This is a genomic window from Pantoea sp. MQR6 (genome assembly GCF_022761075.1).
In the GTDB taxonomy this organism is placed as follows: domain Bacteria; phylum Pseudomonadota; class Gammaproteobacteria; order Enterobacterales; family Enterobacteriaceae; genus Pantoea; species Pantoea phytostimulans.
Genome location: NZ_JAKYXB010000004.1, coordinates 458,928 through 474,931, shown reverse-complemented (window position 1 = coordinate 474,931; position 16,004 = coordinate 458,928). Strand labels below are relative to the sequence as shown.

At 49.9% G+C, this 16,004-nt stretch carries 13 protein-coding genes and 2 pseudogenes; 8 read left to right on the top strand and 7 right to left on the bottom strand.

The features are described 5' to 3' along the window. Positions 1–240: 240 nt before the first annotated feature. The 5 genes and pseudogenes from MUG06_RS17400 (at position 241) to MUG06_RS17385 (ending at position 2,344) form a co-directional block, all read left to right on the top strand. Positions 241–720 carry a type VI secretion system tube protein Hcp gene (locus MUG06_RS17400; RefSeq protein WP_243079406.1) on the top strand — a complete coding sequence of 160 codons (480 nt, stop codon included), beginning with the start codon at positions 241–243 and terminating at the stop codon, positions 718–720. Positions 721–938: 218 nt separating this feature from the next. Further along, complete coding sequence (locus MUG06_RS22855) at positions 939–1,139, top strand: hypothetical protein (protein ID WP_332626813.1); 201 nt, start codon at positions 939–941, stop codon at positions 1,137–1,139. 32 nt (positions 1,140–1,171) lie between these two features. Continuing rightward, positions 1,172–1,651: pseudogene (gene tssD / locus MUG06_RS17395) on the top strand (type VI secretion system tube protein TssD). 51 nt (positions 1,652–1,702) lie between these two features. After that, a pseudogene (locus tag MUG06_RS17390) lies at positions 1,703–1,920 on the top strand (arylsulfatase regulator). A gap of 112 nt (positions 1,921–2,032) precedes the next feature. Then, the gene (locus MUG06_RS17385; protein ID WP_243079405.1) at positions 2,033–2,344 is read left to right on the top strand and encodes an antibiotic biosynthesis monooxygenase; all 312 of its coding nucleotides are present in this window, start codon (positions 2,033–2,035) and stop codon (positions 2,342–2,344) included. A gap of 48 nt (positions 2,345–2,392) precedes the next feature. On the opposite strand, the gene MUG06_RS17380 is transcribed toward MUG06_RS17385, so the two are convergent. Further along, the gene (locus tag MUG06_RS17380) at positions 2,393–3,487 is read right to left on the bottom strand and encodes a YncE family protein (protein ID WP_243079404.1); all 1,095 of its coding nucleotides are present in this window, start codon (positions 3,485–3,487) and stop codon (positions 2,393–2,395) included. Between the two features lie 428 nt (positions 3,488–3,915). Between MUG06_RS17380 and fhuE the strand changes: the two genes are divergently transcribed. Beyond that, positions 3,916–6,099: a ferric-rhodotorulic acid/ferric-coprogen receptor FhuE gene (gene fhuE / locus MUG06_RS17375; RefSeq protein ID WP_243079403.1), complete on the top strand. Its 2,184-nt coding sequence runs from the start codon at positions 3,916–3,918 to the stop codon at positions 6,097–6,099. Between the two features lie 77 nt (positions 6,100–6,176). Here fhuE and MUG06_RS17370 read toward each other — a convergent pair whose 3' ends face one another. The 6 genes from MUG06_RS17370 to MUG06_RS17345 all read right to left on the bottom strand — a co-directional run bounded on the left by MUG06_RS17370 (position 6,177) and on the right by MUG06_RS17345 (position 12,391). Beyond that, positions 6,177–6,884, bottom strand: coding sequence for a phage antirepressor KilAC domain-containing protein (locus MUG06_RS17370; protein ID WP_215848405.1), 708 nt, complete (start codon positions 6,882–6,884; stop codon positions 6,177–6,179). A 205-nt stretch (positions 6,885–7,089) separates the two neighbouring features. Further along, a complete protein-coding gene (locus tag MUG06_RS17365; protein WP_243079402.1) occupies positions 7,090–7,959 on the bottom strand; it encodes a DeoR/GlpR family DNA-binding transcription regulator in 870 nt (289 codons plus the stop codon). A 128-nt stretch (positions 7,960–8,087) separates the two neighbouring features. Then, positions 8,088–9,041 (bottom strand): D-ribose ABC transporter substrate-binding protein, encoded by a 954-nt coding sequence (locus tag MUG06_RS17360; protein ID WP_243079401.1) that lies wholly within the window; start codon positions 9,039–9,041, stop codon positions 8,088–8,090. 79 nt (positions 9,042–9,120) lie between these two features. Then, entirely contained in the window at positions 9,121–10,179 is a 1,059-nt protein-coding gene (locus tag MUG06_RS17355; RefSeq protein ID WP_243079400.1) for an ABC transporter permease, read from the bottom strand. 23 nt (positions 10,180–10,202) lie between these two features. Beyond that, positions 10,203–11,741 (bottom strand): sugar ABC transporter ATP-binding protein, encoded by a 1,539-nt coding sequence (locus tag MUG06_RS17350; protein ID WP_243079399.1) that lies wholly within the window; start codon positions 11,739–11,741, stop codon positions 10,203–10,205. Further along, a complete protein-coding gene (locus tag MUG06_RS17345) occupies positions 11,738–12,391 on the bottom strand; it encodes a DUF2291 domain-containing protein (protein WP_243079398.1) in 654 nt (217 codons plus the stop codon). The genes MUG06_RS17350 and MUG06_RS17345 overlap by 4 nt, the downstream gene beginning before the upstream one ends. A gap of 469 nt (positions 12,392–12,860) precedes the next feature. Between MUG06_RS17345 and MUG06_RS17340 the strand changes: the two genes are divergently transcribed. Beyond that, a complete protein-coding gene (locus tag MUG06_RS17340; RefSeq protein WP_243079397.1) occupies positions 12,861–14,408 on the top strand; it encodes an FGGY-family carbohydrate kinase in 1,548 nt (515 codons plus the stop codon). 54 nt (positions 14,409–14,462) lie between these two features. Beyond that, on the top strand, positions 14,463–15,998 hold the full coding sequence (locus tag MUG06_RS17335) for a glycerol-3-phosphate dehydrogenase (RefSeq protein WP_243079396.1): 1,536 nt from the start codon (positions 14,463–14,465) through the stop codon (positions 15,996–15,998). The last annotated feature ends 6 nt before the right edge of the window (positions 15,999–16,004 follow it).

Here is a 16,004-nt window from a genome sequence, read left to right as displayed (position 1 = left end):
ATAACGATGTTTAGCCTTATTAAAAGATTCTTTAAGCGAGTGTTTACGTCTCTTGTCGGCCTTTATGCTCCTCAGGCAATAATAATTACATATGCGCTGGTGCAGATAAATTTTTTTCCTGCTGTCCCGCTTTGGTTTATACCGGTGTTCGCTGTCTTTGTAATATATATTTTTAGTCGATATGTGAAATGGTAACTTCTTAAAACGAGTAAACCTAAAATTTATTTATAAGGAAATAGTATGTCTACACCCGCCCACTTATGGCTTGAAGATGAAAACGGATCGCCGATTGTTGGCAGTTGTTTAATGCCCCTGCGTTTGGGTTCCATTGAATTAAAATCATTTTCGCATGGTGTAACCATTCCAGTAGATCCCAGCTGGGGCAAACTTACCGGAACACGCGTTCATAGCCCGATCACGATAGTGAAAGAATTTGACCAAACTACACCTATTCTGTATCGCGCCGTATGTGAAGGCCGCACACTGAAAAAAGCAACGATCAAGATGTACCGAATACTGGAATCAGGTAATGAGGCAGAGTATTTCAATATCATTCTGAAAAACGTCAAGTTCACAACGGTTGCGCCATTCCTGTCTCCTAACGGTATGAGTAGTACCCACCTTGAAACGCTCGAATTGCGTTATGAGGTGATTACCTGGAACTATACGGAAGGAAATATTATCTATCGTGATACATGGAACGATCGTTGTTGTGCCTGATAACAGAGGGAATCACTGGCCGGAATCATCGGAATACACAGCGCTCTCCCGTGGGAAAAATGAAAAACTGGATTTAATGAAAATGAACAAGGAGCGGTTATGTACTACAGCAATCAAGTTATCACTTATTTGCAGGCTAAGCGGGCTGAGGCGTTTAAAGCACAATGGGTATCGGATAGTGAAATTGCAGACATCATTACCAGGATGATTCGATAATAATGATGAACATTATTAAAAGGTTTTTCAGTCGGATAGTCAGGTCATTGATTTCGGATTATAGCCCGGCAGTGCTGACAATAATATTCGCTTTGGTTCAGGATTTGTTATTCCCGGACAGCCCAATCTGGCTTATACCCTTATTTTTTGTGTTTTTGATGGTTATTTTATCGATCTATGAAATTGTAAAGTCCAAACGTTAGCATTATCTAAAATTTATTTATAAGGAAATTACATGTCTACACCCGCACATTTATGGCTTGAAGATGAAAATGGTTCTCCGATTGTTGGCAGTTGTTTAATGCCACTGCGCTAGGGGTCTATCGAGTTAAAATCATTCTCCCACGGTGTAACTATTCCTGTGGATCCGAGCTGGGGAAAACTGACAGGCACGCGAGTTCACCGCCCTATCACGATAGTGAAGGAGTTTGATCAGACAACACCACTCCTGTACCGCGCTGTCTGTGAAGGTCGAACCATGAAGAAGGCGACAATCAAGATGTACCGTATTCTGGAATCGGGCATTGAGGACGAGTATTTCAATATCATTCTGGAAAACATCAAAATCACGACGGTTTCCCCTTACCTTGCCCCTAATGGCATGAGCAGCACCCATCTTGAAACACTCGAATTGCGTTATGAGGCGATTACCTGGAAGTATACGGAAGGAAATATTATCTATCGTGATTCATGGAACGATCGTTGTTGTGCCTGATAACGAAGGAAATGAGGTAGATGTCTCCTCTGAGACTACCGAGGAGAGAAAATGATCGATTTAACCTCGGAACAGCGACAGCTGGCGAATATAGTTCATGATTATGCTATCCACTTTGCCCTGACAGAAATGGCGCTGCTCAGTTATTGCAAGGCTGTTATGACTATATAGATGTCTTTAAACGGGTGATAGACAGCGCTTCAAAAGTCCAGATGGACTACATTTGCCTGCAATACCCTGGATATTTTCGCTTTGCAAAATGGATGTAAAGGCTGAAAAAGGGTATTGCTGATGGAGTCATTGAAGTGTCGAAAGATCACTAAAAACAACGGGCCGGAATTTTCGGCGGTTCCGGTGTAGAACACCAAGAGGGTGAAAAAGATGATTGTCAGAACCTGGCATGGATGCGTTCCGCTACATCATGCAGAAGGCTTTGCAAGGCATTTAGCGTTGACGGGCGTTGAACATTCTAAAAACACACCAGGAAATTTAGGCGCCTTTGTTCGACGTGAAACACAGGGCGACTGGGAACATTTCTTTCTGGCGACTTACTGGAGAGATATAGAGGCGGTAAAAGCCTTTGCAGGCGAGGATTATCATGTCGCCGTTACCTATCAGGACGACGAACAGTTTGCGCTGCTTTCTGATCCTTATGTTTTTCAGCATAGCGTTGAGTCTGTTTCTGCGCTTTAAGCACGGCAAAAAGGTGGCAAGTTTCATCACCTGCCACCTTTCTTAGGCTTATTTCAGATTAATACGCGCCACACTGTCTGGACCTTTAGTTGAATTGTCTTCGTTAAAATCCTGCTTAACAGACACATACAACGTTTGCCCATCTTCGGAAACCAGCAAACTATTGGGATGGCTTTCGAATGACCAGCTGTTTTTCACAGCGTAGGTTGTCGCATCCAGTTGAAGCACTTTTTTCGACTGGCGTTGGCTAATATAAATTTCATTGCGTTTGGCATTAAATTTAATCCCTAATGCATCACCTGAAATACGTTTGATCACCTTGCCGCTGTGCTCATCAAATACCAGCGTGGTTTTGGCTTTGGAATCATCAGTCACAAACAGACGCCCGGTCGCCGGATCTTCTGCCAGATTGACGAACAGATATTCTTTACCGTCGTCAGGAGCCCAGCGTTTTACAATCTTGTGCGTGTGCGGATTAATAACCTGAATAACGCCGCCACCGGTTGCTGCATAAATACGATCTGTTACCGGTGAGTACGTGATGCCTGTCACCCATTTACCTGCATTTTTGATTCGCGTTTTCAGGGTCATTGTTTTGGCATCAACCACCCAAATCACCGCCGGATCGCTTACGCCACCAATATACAGTTGCCCTTGATGTAGGAAGATTTCACGCGCACCCATGGGATCGCCATCTTTGTCTTTTTCACTGAACATCAGGCGCTGTAAGACTTTGCCGCTTTTCGCATCCACTTTGGAGATGCCACCATCCAACGTATTGGTGACATAAAACAGGCTGCCGTCTGGCTCTACCGCCATCGCAAAATTTTTCAGGTCGGTATGCGTTTCGCCTTTGGTCTCCAGAGTGGCGGGATCGAGACGATAAAGCATACCGCCGTTAACATCTTTAAACCCTTGGGCACTGGCAACAAACAGCGCGTTGGCGGCAGATGAATAGGTCATTTCATACAGCCCGTCCCCAATAACACGTTGGGAAATGTGGGCCTCAGCTGGCTTTACTGTCGTCTCAGCGAAGGCTGCGGGTTTGTTGTTTTTTGCGGGTGTTTGGCACGCAGTCAGACTGAAAGCAGCAACGGTCGCCACGGCTAACGCGGCTTTGCGCGAGCTGATAAACATTTTCAAAATGAACTCCATCAATGGAAAAACGACTTTGGTAAGGTCGATGCGCAAACGTCTCGCCGACAAAGAATGCGAATCATACGCATTACCAAATACTAAGTAAATCCAGTGTTTGTTAACAACCAGAGCCACATTTTTTTGTATGAACAAATTCTGCTCATCCTGAATCTGCTAATGCTTCGCGCATCCTTCCTGATCAAAAAGTTTTATAAACAACAACGTAGATAAGTTGGCTATCACGCCTTGAAGAAATGGCTTGTTACATTTCCTCGTTGAACTTTCCCGCGACGAACCAAAAGTAAATCATTATCATCCGCATTCTCATCATTGCAGTTCTGTTCTCTCTCACAATGCGCTTTTCTGCATAGGCCAGGGTTTAGGGATGTGAAACTGCAACGCGAATAAAATGAACATTCCTTAAGGGAAGTGATATGGATTTTGATTGCAGGAAAAAAGGTCAACACCAGCGTGCATCAAGCATTAAACAAGGTTTTACGCTCTCTTTATTAGCCTTAACGATTCACGCATTGCTTGCGCCTGTCGCGGCGCAAGCAGCTTCAAGCGACGCTTCACAACCTGATCTCGTGGTGGATGCTGACGCAAGTCCCGATGATGTCAGCCACGAGCAGCAAGATTACGCAGTGAAAACTACGCGTGCTGGCACCAAAATGCTGCTTACGCCGCGCGACGTTCCACAATCAATCAGTGTGATCACCAAGCAACGCATGGAAGATCAAAACCTGCAATCTGTGGGTGATGTGTTGGATAACACCACCGGCATTGCCACTTCCCTTATTGATAGTGAACGTTCCAGTTACTACTCACGCGGCTTCGAGATCACCGATTACACCTTTGATGACATTCCAAGCTCAGTCAGTGATACCTGGAACTTTGGTGATGCGGCAGAAGACACGGCGATTTACGACCGTATCGAAGTGGTGCGTGGCGCAACCGGCCTGATGACAGGCGCTGGCAGCCCTTCTGCTTCCGTCAACATGGTACGTAAACACGCAGACAGTAAAACATTTACCGGTAATCTCAGCGCCAGCTACGGCAGTTGGAACAAGCAACGCTACGTGGCGGATGTTTCTGGACCCTTGAACGAAGAAGGCACGGTTCGTGGCCGCGTGGTGGCCGGTTATCAAGATCAGGACAGCTGGGTTGATCGCTACCATAAAACGAAAAAGTTTTTATATGGCGTGGTTGATGCGGATGTCACAGATAACACCACGTTGTCAGTGGGTTACGACTATCAGGAAAGCAATACTGGCAACCCAACCTGGGGCGGATTGCCGACGTGGTACAGCAACGGTGCGCGTACTCACTATGATCGCCATAGCAGCGTGTCAACTGACTGGACGGATTACAACATTGAGTCGCGCAAAGTCTTTGCTAACGTGACGCACAATTTTGATAACGGCTGGAGCGTGCGCGTGAATGGCACACACGGCGAGCAGCAGTTTAACGATAAACTGCTGTATGTTGAAGGTTTCCCGGATATCGATACGGGCGAAGGGACCAGTGGATTTGGCAGTAAAGATCGCGGCACGCGCAAGGTCGACGCCATTGATACATACGCAACCGGCCCGTTTGAACTGTTCGGCCGTCAGCATGAGTTGGTTGCTGGCGTCAGTTACAGTCGCCAGCACAATACAACGTACAGCTCAGACGGCCCGATTGAAACAGAGCAGATGGGCAGCGTAACGAACAGATGGAATGGTGATGTTGCCGAACCCAGCTGGGGTGAATGGTATCTGAACGCTGATGATGTGGTGCGTCAAAAATCTGCTTACACGGCGGCTCGCTTCTCTCTGGCTGATCCGTTATCACTGATTGTAGGCGCACGTTATACGCAATGGAGCAGCGTGGGCAGCAGCGGCAACGTGCGTAAAAACAACATCACCCCTTATGGCGGATTGGTTTATGACATCAACGACACATGGTCGGCTTACGCCAGCTATACCTCAATATTCCAGCCACAAACCTATCGTGATAGCAGCGGCAAATATCTCTCGCCGGTTACCGGTAAAAATTATGAAACCGGGCTGAAATCAGACTGGTTTAATGGTCGTCTGACGTCTACTTTTTCGGTGTTCCGCATTGAGCAAGACAACGTAGGCCAGGAAGATGGCGATAGACATGTTAACAATTCCAGTGAACAGGCCTATTACGCCGCCAAAGGGGCAGTGAGTAAAGGTGCGGAATTTGAGCTGAATGGTGCAGTGACCGATAACCTGCAATTGACCTTCGGTGCCACGCGCTACGTCGCGAAAGATTCAACCGGTCGTTTCAACAGCCAACTCCCGCAGACTTCGTTCAAGTTGTTTACCCGCTACGCATTACCGATGGTGCCCGATTTGACCATTGGCGGTGGCGTAAACTGGCAAAACCGTACCTTCCAGGACACCACCAATGCCAACGGCGAAGCGGCACGCGTTTATCAGGGAAGCTATCCGCTGGCGAGCCTGTTTGCCCGTTATCAGGTCAACAAACAGTTAGCGGTTCAGGCGAACGTCGACAACCTGTTTGACCGCACTTACTACGCTTATCTCAGTGATTATGCGGTTTACGGTGAACCACGCAGTTACTCAGTAAACCTCTCATATACGTTCTAAATAGCAACGGCATCCTCAACCTGCCGTTGGGGATGCCGTTGTTTAGCGCAATGTCGCCATCAATCCTGAATAACGCGTTATGCTGCCGCGCCTTTAGTCTGCAAAGCGATATGCCCTGCCCACAAGCTGGCAACCCACTTCACGCCTTTGGCGGTAAAACGAGCCTGCGAAAATGCATGCTGATTTTCACCTACACCGGAATGCAGTGTGAAATAGCCCGCCTGAAGATGGTAATGCTGCGGAGTCAGCACGCCATTAGCGCGATACATAATGTTGCGTTCCAGCAAGAACTGACGGAACTCAGGTTCTTTCGCCTTCAGCATTTTACAAAGCTGACGAAAACCTAGCGCATCATCCACTTCAATGAAGCGATCGAAAAATTCAGCCTTTGGGGCGGAAAGTGCCAGTTTCTGTTCAGCAGCCAGACGCTGTTCAAATTGCTCAGCCCATGCACGCGCAGCAGCAGCAGGATTAGTGAAGTCTGGTAAATGGGCGCTTTTTTCGCGCTCTTGCCAGCGATCCAGCGCTTCAGCTGTAAATCCTGGGGAGAGACGGGCAACCGCCAGTAAAGAATCTCGCTTGTTCAGGCAATATTCCTGACGCATTTCTCCTTCCCTCTCATAAAGGTTAACCATTATGGGATTAGAGAGACGCTGCGCGGTTTCGAGACTTTTTATCAGACGTTTCACTTCACCGTGCGTAATGCCTGTCATTTTGGCAATTTCACGGCTGCTCATCGTGACCGATTGATCCAGCGAATTGAGGTTTTCTGTCAACATCATCATAGGCATCACCATCCACTTACTTACACAATTACCCGGCAGGCAGTAGAAATATTATACAATCACCTGTTTAAATATCCAGTATTTTTTTTAAGCAATTATATAAGCTGAAACTTTTACAGCATGGCGGTGTAAAGTGATCGTAAGTTGTTGATGATTAGCCCTGTTCACCCCATCAAGGCGCAGTGAACAGGCAACAAAGTGAATATTAATCTTCAGCGGTTTTGCGAACAGCAGGCATTTTTAACGGCGCGATAACCACATTTACCCCCAAATCTTGCAGGCGATGTAAAATCGGCACCGGCGTACCTTGGTTAACAATGACAACATCAAACTCGCTTAAATGCGCAAAACTGTGCAGCGCCCGACGTTCAAACTTAGTGTTATCCATCATCAGAACGCGTTTCTGCGAGGATTCAAACATGGCGCGCTTGGTTTCAACCGTTTCTGCTGACTGGTGAAACACGGTGTCGTCGGTGATAGCCGACATGCTGACAAAAAACATGTCAGCACGCAGGCTGGCAATCTCTTTGCGTGTCATCCGGCCCATAAAGGCGTTACACCAGTTATGGAACTGCCCCCCCAAGCCCAACAGCGTAATGTCGCGCACATTTTTCAACTCACTCATTAACGTCAGCGAATTGGTAATCACGGTCAAAGGGGCTTTAGCAGGGAGAAAGCGCGCCATTTGCAGTACGGTCGTGGAATCATCAAGAAAAATAGCCTGCCCAGTTTCAAGATAACCCGCCGCCACTTCAGCAATCGCCTGCTTTTCCTCAAGTTGGCGCGTTGCTCGATAGATATCGCTGGATTCAACCAAGCTGGTTGGGGTTGCTGAAACCACACCGCGTGATTTGTGCAACAAGCCACGCTCTACCATTTCATCTATATCACGATGCGCGGTCATCAGGCTGATGCCAAAGCGCTCGGTTAACTCTTCAATACGGATGGCGCCTGCGGCCATTACGGCTTCCGCAATCAGTTGGCGTCGCGCCAGTTGCCGTGCTTGTCGGCTGTCGCTGGGTAACGTTTCTGCCATAAATACGCCGAGAGAATTATCCTGCGGGTTTTGCGCCATAGTTCATCCGAGATTATGAGAGGAAAATGCCATTTCGGACCCAATTACACCGCCGAATCGACTATTTAGCAAATAGTGATGTGCGATAAAAAAGGGCGCCGCAGCGCCCAATAACTTCGTTCGCACACTTACTCAGATAAAACAAAAGGTGATACAAACTTGTCGGCGTTTTCTTTAGTAATCAATACGCAGTCGAAAAGTTGCTTCTCAGAAGCCGCGCCGGTTTTACCGGTTTTCAAGAAACTGTCGGCTTGTTCAACCGCTTTCTGTGCAAACTGCGCAACAGGTTGCATGACGGTATAAGCCAACGTGCCCGCTTTCACTGCGTCAACCGCATCCGGCGAACCGTCAAAGCCACCGACTTTAATTTGATTCAGCTTGCCCGCTTCTTTTAATGCCGCAATAGCACCTAATGCCATTTCATCATTACCGCTGATAACACCTTTAATAGTGGGGTTCGCCTGCAGCAGCGACTGCATTTTATTAAAGCCTTGCGTGCGGTCCCAGTTCGCCACTTCTTTACCGACCTGTTTTAAGTCTGGATATTGCGTTAACACCGTTTCAAAACCGTTGGCGCGGGTGGCGGCATTGTTATCTGAAGGTGGGCCAACTAGCTCAACATAGCTTGCGTTGTCCCCGACTTGTTTTACCCATTCCATTGCACCCACTGCCGCGCCCTGCGCATTGTTTGACACCAATTGCGCTTTGGCTAAACCGCTTTGGTTAAGCTCGGCATTAATCACAAATACCGGGATATTGGCCGCAATAGCTTTCTTCACCGAACCGATTGAACCGTCCGCATTCGCGGGATCGAGGATGATCGCTTTTGATTTGTTGGTGATCGCGGTATCGATAAGCTGGCTCTCGGTGTTGGTATCACCCTTGTGCGCGCTGACTTTGGCGCTATAGCCCAGCTTTTCTGCGGCCTTCTGCGCGACTTGCCCTTCCGTTAACCAATAAGGATTGGAAGGATCGTTAACGATGATGGTCATCAGCCCATTATCGGCCCAGCTGGGTGTAGCAAAAGCGGTGACTGCGACAGCGGCGGCTGCCAGAATGAAACGTTTGCTGTTATTAAACATGTTATTGCTCCGTTATTATTGGGGTACAGGTATACGGATTCACTCTCGCTACGGACGAGAACGCCGCAGCGAGTGAGATCTATCTTCCGCGTCGACCGTATTGCAGGGTGTTCAGCAACACAGCCAGCACGATAACTGCGCCAGTAAATACCGTCTGCCAGTAAGCAGAAACGCCGATAATTACCAGTCCATCTGAGAGAAAACCGATGACGAATGCACCGAGAAGCGTGCCGCGCACATTGCCGCGTCCACCGGTCAGCGCCGCGCCACCAATGACCACGGCAGCAATCGCTGTTAATTCGTAGGTGGTACCCGCCGTTGGGCCTGCAGAAGTCAGCTGCGAAGAGAGCACCAATCCGGCCATCGCAGCGCAAATGCCTGAAAGCACATAAACACTGACTTTGATGCGCTTCACCGGCACACCGGACAAGTCCGCAGCACGTTCGTTGCCGCCAGAAGCATATAACCAGCGACCAAACGCCGAACGACTCAGCAAGAAGCCGCAGGCCAGCGCCACCACGCCCAGCACTAATACGCCAACCGGAATGTTGAAGATGCGATTGAAGCCCAGCCAGTCAAAACCGGTATTACCGAGCGCTTCGCTGCCCGATAATTTGTTATAGGTCAGGCCGTTGGTCATCAGCAGTGCCACGCCACGTGCGACATACAGTGAGCCGAGCGTCGCGACGAACGCCGGTACACGGCACCAGGCAATTAAAATACCGTTGACCAATCCCACTAATGCACCCATCGCCAGCGTCAGAACCGCCACGGCCCACACCGGCAGATAAAGCACCACGCCCAGCGCCTCTAAGTTCACGCCTTGCATCAAAAAGCCGGCAAACACGCCAGCCAGGCCCAGCGTCGATCCCACCGAGAGGTCAATTCCGCCATTCAAAATCACCAGCAGCATGCCAATTGCCGGCAAGCCGAAAATGGCAACGTGAGAGGCCATGGTTAAAAAGTTTGCGCCGGTAAAGTAGTTGGGTGAGAGCAAGGAAAAGGTCGCGATAATAATCAGCAAAGCAATAAAGGCGCGGCCTTCCAACAGCAAGCGGGCAATATTCGTGCCTTTAGACGGACTCGCTTTTTTAGTGACAGGCGGTGCTGCGCTCAATATTTGAGTTCTGTCAGTCATGGGTTTTTCTCCGTTTTTCATCGTCATGCCACCAGTGATTCGCCTGAAGCGGCCATAATGCGTTCTTTTGTTACGCTGGAATCGAAGATGGCTGATATCCGCCCTTTGCTCATCACCACAATTCGATGTGCAATGCTCAAACATTCGCCCACTTCGGAGGTGGTATAAACCACCGCTAGTCCTTTTTTGGCGTTGTCCGCCAGCAGCCGAAAGACTTCCGCTTTCGCACCGATATCAATGCCGCGGCTGGGTTCATCCAGCAGGATCACTTTGGGACGGGTGGCCAGCATTTTGCCAATCACCACTTTTTGTTGGTTGCCACCCGACAGCGAGCCAATTGCCGCCTCGCCGCCGGAAGTTTTCACCGTCACGTTACGGATGCTGTCGCTAACCAGCTGTTTTTCACGGCGCGTCGACAGCACCAGCCCACGCACAAACTCGCTGATACTGGCGAGAGAGATGTTTTCTCCTACCGTCATGGTTTGAACCAAACCGTCTCGCTGACGATCTTCTGGCACCAAGGCCAAGCCGCCGGCGATGCGTTGTGAAATGGTCAGACCTGAAACATCGTCGCGGCCTAAAAAGATGCTGCCGCTGGCCTGACGTAACCGCCCTGCCACGCACTCCATGAGTTCCGTGCGGCCTGCCCCCATTAATCCGTATATACAGACGATTTCACCCGCACGGACATTCAGAGAAAGGTTGTCCACCAGCTTGATGCCCGCTTTGCCTTTCACCGTGAGATCTTTCACTTCCAACGCGGTAGAGCCAAAGTCGTAGCCTTGCGGCGGCGCGCCCAAATCAAAATGGTCGCCCACCATGTTGCGCACGATCCACTCAAGATCAATTTCATCGCGCTTGGCATAGGCGGTCATGACACCATCACGCAGCACAACGGCCCGATCGGTAATTTCGAGTGCTTCTTCAAGATGGTGAGAGATATAAACAATCGCTACGCCCTGGCTGGTCAGATCGCGAATCACCTGAAACAGCACTTCAACTTCAGCAGCACTTAATGCAGACGTGGGTTCATCCATGATTAAAATTTGTGAGTTCACGGACAATGCTCGCGCAATTTCAACAATTTGCTGTTGACCGAGTCGAAGATTTTCAACCGGCGTGAGCGGATCGATTTCTTCTTCAAGCGCCTCCATCAGATGGCGCGTTACACGTGCCTCTTCGGCGTAGTTCACGCCGCCAGGTTTCATGATTTCACGCCCAATAAAAATGTTGTCGCGCACATTCATATTTGGTGCGAGATTCAACTCCTGATGAATAATCGAAATCCCGCAATCACGCGCTTCAGTCGCGGAGTGAAACACTTTGCGTTCGCCGTTCAACACAATGTCACCCGCGCTGGGATTAATTACCCCAGACAGGATCTTCATTAAGGTGGATTTGCCTGCGCCATTTTCACCAAACAGCGTAGTGACTTCGCCACGACGAATTTCAAAATTGACGCCTTTCAGCGCGTGGGTAGAGCCGTAAACCTTGCTCACGTTACGAGCCTCAAGGATTACTTCGCCTTTCAACAGCGCGGGATTAACGTTAAACGGGCTCATTTCACCTCCAGACTAACCGGCGTGATCATCCAGTTTTTAGGATTGAGTAAACGAAATACGCCCACCACCTGCACGGTTTTACCGGTTAAGGCAGCGTTATCGACTTTGTCTAACACGGCGGTTTTCATCGCGCGGTTAATCGCTGAACCCGCGTTCTGATACTCGATTTGGTTAGTGAAATCGCCAAACTGAATGTTGCCCGTTGCATCACGCAGATCGGTACCGGTAATGGCTGGCCCAGTTTGCATCCTTACCTGTATCCCTTGTGGCATATCGGCCACTTTCAACGCGTAAATGCCCATTTTTCCTTGCTCTACCACGCCTTCCAGTTTCACCGACATCACCGGAAGTGGTGAACCCACGCCATATTTTTTCGCCGCTTCTTGCTGATTAGCCAGCAAGGCTTCTGCCAGTGTTTTGGCATCAATGGCTCGCGCAGCAACGTCTTTCTGAATATCAGGGAAGTGTTTGCTGCCGTAGCTGTCGGGCGAAAAAGCCTGCTCTTGCACATCGTCAGCTGAGCCTTTTTTGACCACTTTGGTGTCCAATGCCATTGCACCGATCACCACGATGACGGCGAGACTAATAAAGCTGTAGCGCCGTAAGCGGCGGCGGGAAAGTTGGCTCGTAAGTGTAGAGACATCGGACATGATGTTGACCTCTCAGGCTGTTCAACAGGCGATATACGTCGCCTTAAATGTTATAAATATGATAACTACTGTGAAGAGAATCGTTCTGATGTGACTAAATTGTCAACAGTTGCCAACGCTTTATTTGCAGAGAGAGATCTGGATCGCTTATTTGCACAACCTAAAATTAAAATGAGATTAATTCACTGTTTTATAAGTATAAATAATAAAACGTAGCCGCGATCACATTTCGTTACCCGCCTGAAAAGCGTGATCTTCCTCGCTAATTCAAATGAAATATATTGTCTAGTCAGCAAAATAATACAAATGAAGTGTTATCTCAGTGAGATGTGGTGTATGAATTTAATTAGCAAAAAAATCACATGCTGTTAACACCACTACAGAGTGTGTCAGCACCTTTAAAGCGGGATGGCAATGAACATCACTTCTCTTAACAGCGATCGACTGCGGCAAAGGCCTGGAGGCATGCATGGATAATCGCGACATTATTCTGGGTCTGGATTCGGGTACTTCCGTAGTAAAAGCGGTGGCGTTTGATCTTGAAGGTACGCAACTCGCCTGCGCCTCAGTGCGCAACACCTATTACCGTGGTGAAGGCGGCGCGGCGCAGCAATCCATGACGCAAACCTGGCAAGACGCAGTGAATGCCATGCGCAAGCTGGGCGAACACGTAGAGAACCTGAACGCCCGCGTGGTGGCGATTGCGGTTACCGCTCAGGGGGATGGAAGCTGGTTGGTGGGTGCCGATAATCAACCCATTGGTGACGCCTGGATTTGGCTGGATGCGCGTGCGGCATCAACGGTTGAGCAGCTGAATCACTCGGCGCTTGCTGGCGCACGTTTTAACGCCACGGGAACCGGACTAAATACTTGTCAGCAGGGATCACAACTTGCGCACATGGATCGCCACTTTCCCGCGTTGCTTGAGCACTGCGAAGTGGCGCTGCACTGCAAAGACTGGCTTTATCTTAACCTCACGGGTGTGCGCGCCACCGATCCTTCTGAAGCCAGCTTTACGTTTGGTAATTTCCGTCATCAGCGCTATGACGACACGGTGATTGCCGCGCTGGGGCTGGAACATCGCCGAGATTTGTTGCCAGAGATTATTGATGGCACACAAATTACCCATCCGCTTACTCGGGAAGCTGCTGCATTGACCGGCTTAGCTGTCGGCACACCTGTTTGTTTGGGCTATGTCGATATGGCCATGACCGCGCTGGGTGCGGGCGTCCATACCGGCGAAGCCAATACCGCCTGTTCGATTGTGGGCTCCACCGGCGTTCATCTGCGTGCCGTCGCCATTGACGATGTTTGGCTCAACCCTGCGCAGACCGGTTATGTCATCCCTTTGCCATGGCCCGGTTATGTCACGCAGGTGCAAACCAATATGGCCTCAACGTTGAATCTCGATTGGTTGCTCAAAGTCGCCAGCGATTTACTTAACAGTTTTGGTTGCGAAGCCGATCATGCCCGTTTAGTGGCACACATTGATCGCTGGCTGAGCGAAGCCAAACCCGGCAGCTTGCTTTATCACCCGTATATCTCCATCGCAGGCGAACGCGGCCCATTTGTGAATTCTGAAGCGCGCGCCAGTTTTATTGGGCTGAGCTACAACCACCAGTTTGGTGACTTGGTTCGGGCGGTTATTGAGGGTATCGGCATGGCCGCGCGCGATTGCTATCAGGCAATGGGCGGCGCACTGCCCGGCGAGCTGCGTTTGACCGGTGGCGCTATACGTTCTGCACACCTGCGCCAGATCCTTTCAGCCTGCATTGGTGTGCCGGTACGCAGCAGTCGTCGAGAGGAAGCTGGCGCGGCAGGCGCCGCGATGATGGCAGCGGTGGCAATCGGTGCTTATCCCACCATGCAGCGCTGCGTGGAAACCTGGGTAACGCCTCTGCTTGATCCTCCGGAAGCGCCACCCGCAGAGTTGGTCGCGCGCTATCAACATCTTTTCGCCAGCTATCAACAAATCCGCAGCGATCTGCCCTCGGTCTGGCATCAACTGAAACAGTAATCCGCGTGCTGAATGCGTTTGGCCAAGCCTGACGCCTTCATAAAGGAGTGAATCATGAGTGAAAATCTACTGGATTTATTTGTCATCGGCGGCGGTATCAATGGTGCAGGCATTGCCCGTGATGCGGCTGGGCGCGGATTGTCAGTGATGATGTGTGAGAAAGATGACCTGGCGCAAGGGACTTCATCACGCTCCGGCAAACTGGTCCATGGTGGCCTGCGCTACCTCGAATATTACGAATTTCGTCTGGTGCGTGAAGCGTTGATTGAACGCGAAGTTTTGCTGAACTCTGCGCCCCATATTATCTGGCCGATGCGCTTTGTTTTGCCGCACAGTCCGAACGATCGCCCTGCCTGGCTGGTTCGTCTTGGTTTGTTTCTGTATGACCATCTTGGAGGACGCCAGAAGTTACCCGGCACGCGTTCGTTAAATCTGGCTCGCGATCCCGAAGGCGCACCGCTGCTCGATCAATATAAAAAAGGGTTTGAGTATTCAGATTGCTGGGTTGATGACGCGCGTCTGGTTACGCTGAATGCTTTAGACGCTGCCGAGCGCGGTGCCACCATTCTTCCTCGCACGCGCTGCCTTGCAGCGAAGCGGCTGGAAGGAAAATGGCAAATTACCTTACAGGATGAAGCCAGCGGCGCGCAGCGGACAGTTTTAGCGCGTGTGCTGGTCAATGCTGCCGGTCCTTGGGTGTTGGATATCGTGAATCAGGTCACGCAGACCCGCAGCAGCCGAAGCGTGCGGCTGGTCAAGGGTTCGCACATCATCGTGCCTAAATTCTGGGAAGGACAGCAGGCGTACCTGGTACAAAACAGTGATAAACGCGTCATCTTTATCAATCCGTATGAAGGTGACAAAGCGCTGATCGGCACTACCGATATTCCGTGGCAAGGCAAAGCTGAAGCCGTCACGGCTGATGATACTGAACAGCAATATCTTATTGATGTCGTTAATCGCTATTTTAAAGTGAAGCTCACGCCCAGCGATGTTATTACCCGTTTTTCTGGTGTGCGGCCGTTGTTTGATGATGGCAAAGGCAATCCATCTGCGGTCACGCGCGACTACGTTTTTGATCTGGACGATCAGCAAAATGCCCCGCTGCTGCACGTCTTTGGCGGCAAAATCACCACCTTCCGTAAACTTGCTGAACATGCGATGCAAAAACTGGCGCCTTTCTTCCCGACGATGGGACCAAACTGGACACGCGGCGCCACCTTGCCCGGCGGTGAAATCGCCAACGCGGACTTCGAGGGTTTTCTACAGCAGGTCAAAGCGCAATATCCGTGGCTACCTCAAGCGTTACGCAAACACTATGCTCGCCTCTATGGTGCACGGTTATCTCAGGTTGTCGGTAATTCCATTCAGATAGCCGATCTTGGTCGCCATTTTGGCGGATTACTTTATGAAGCCGAAGTGCGCTATCTGGTTGAGAAAGAGTGGGCGCAGCAGGCTGAAGATGTGATGTGGCGCCGCACCAAACATAAATTGCATCTCAGCCCTGAGCAGCAGCAAGCCTTTACGCAATGGTTTGACGCCACTTTTGTGACAACGTCACCTGAACCGCTGCGTGTTAACGTAGGATAAGGAGCC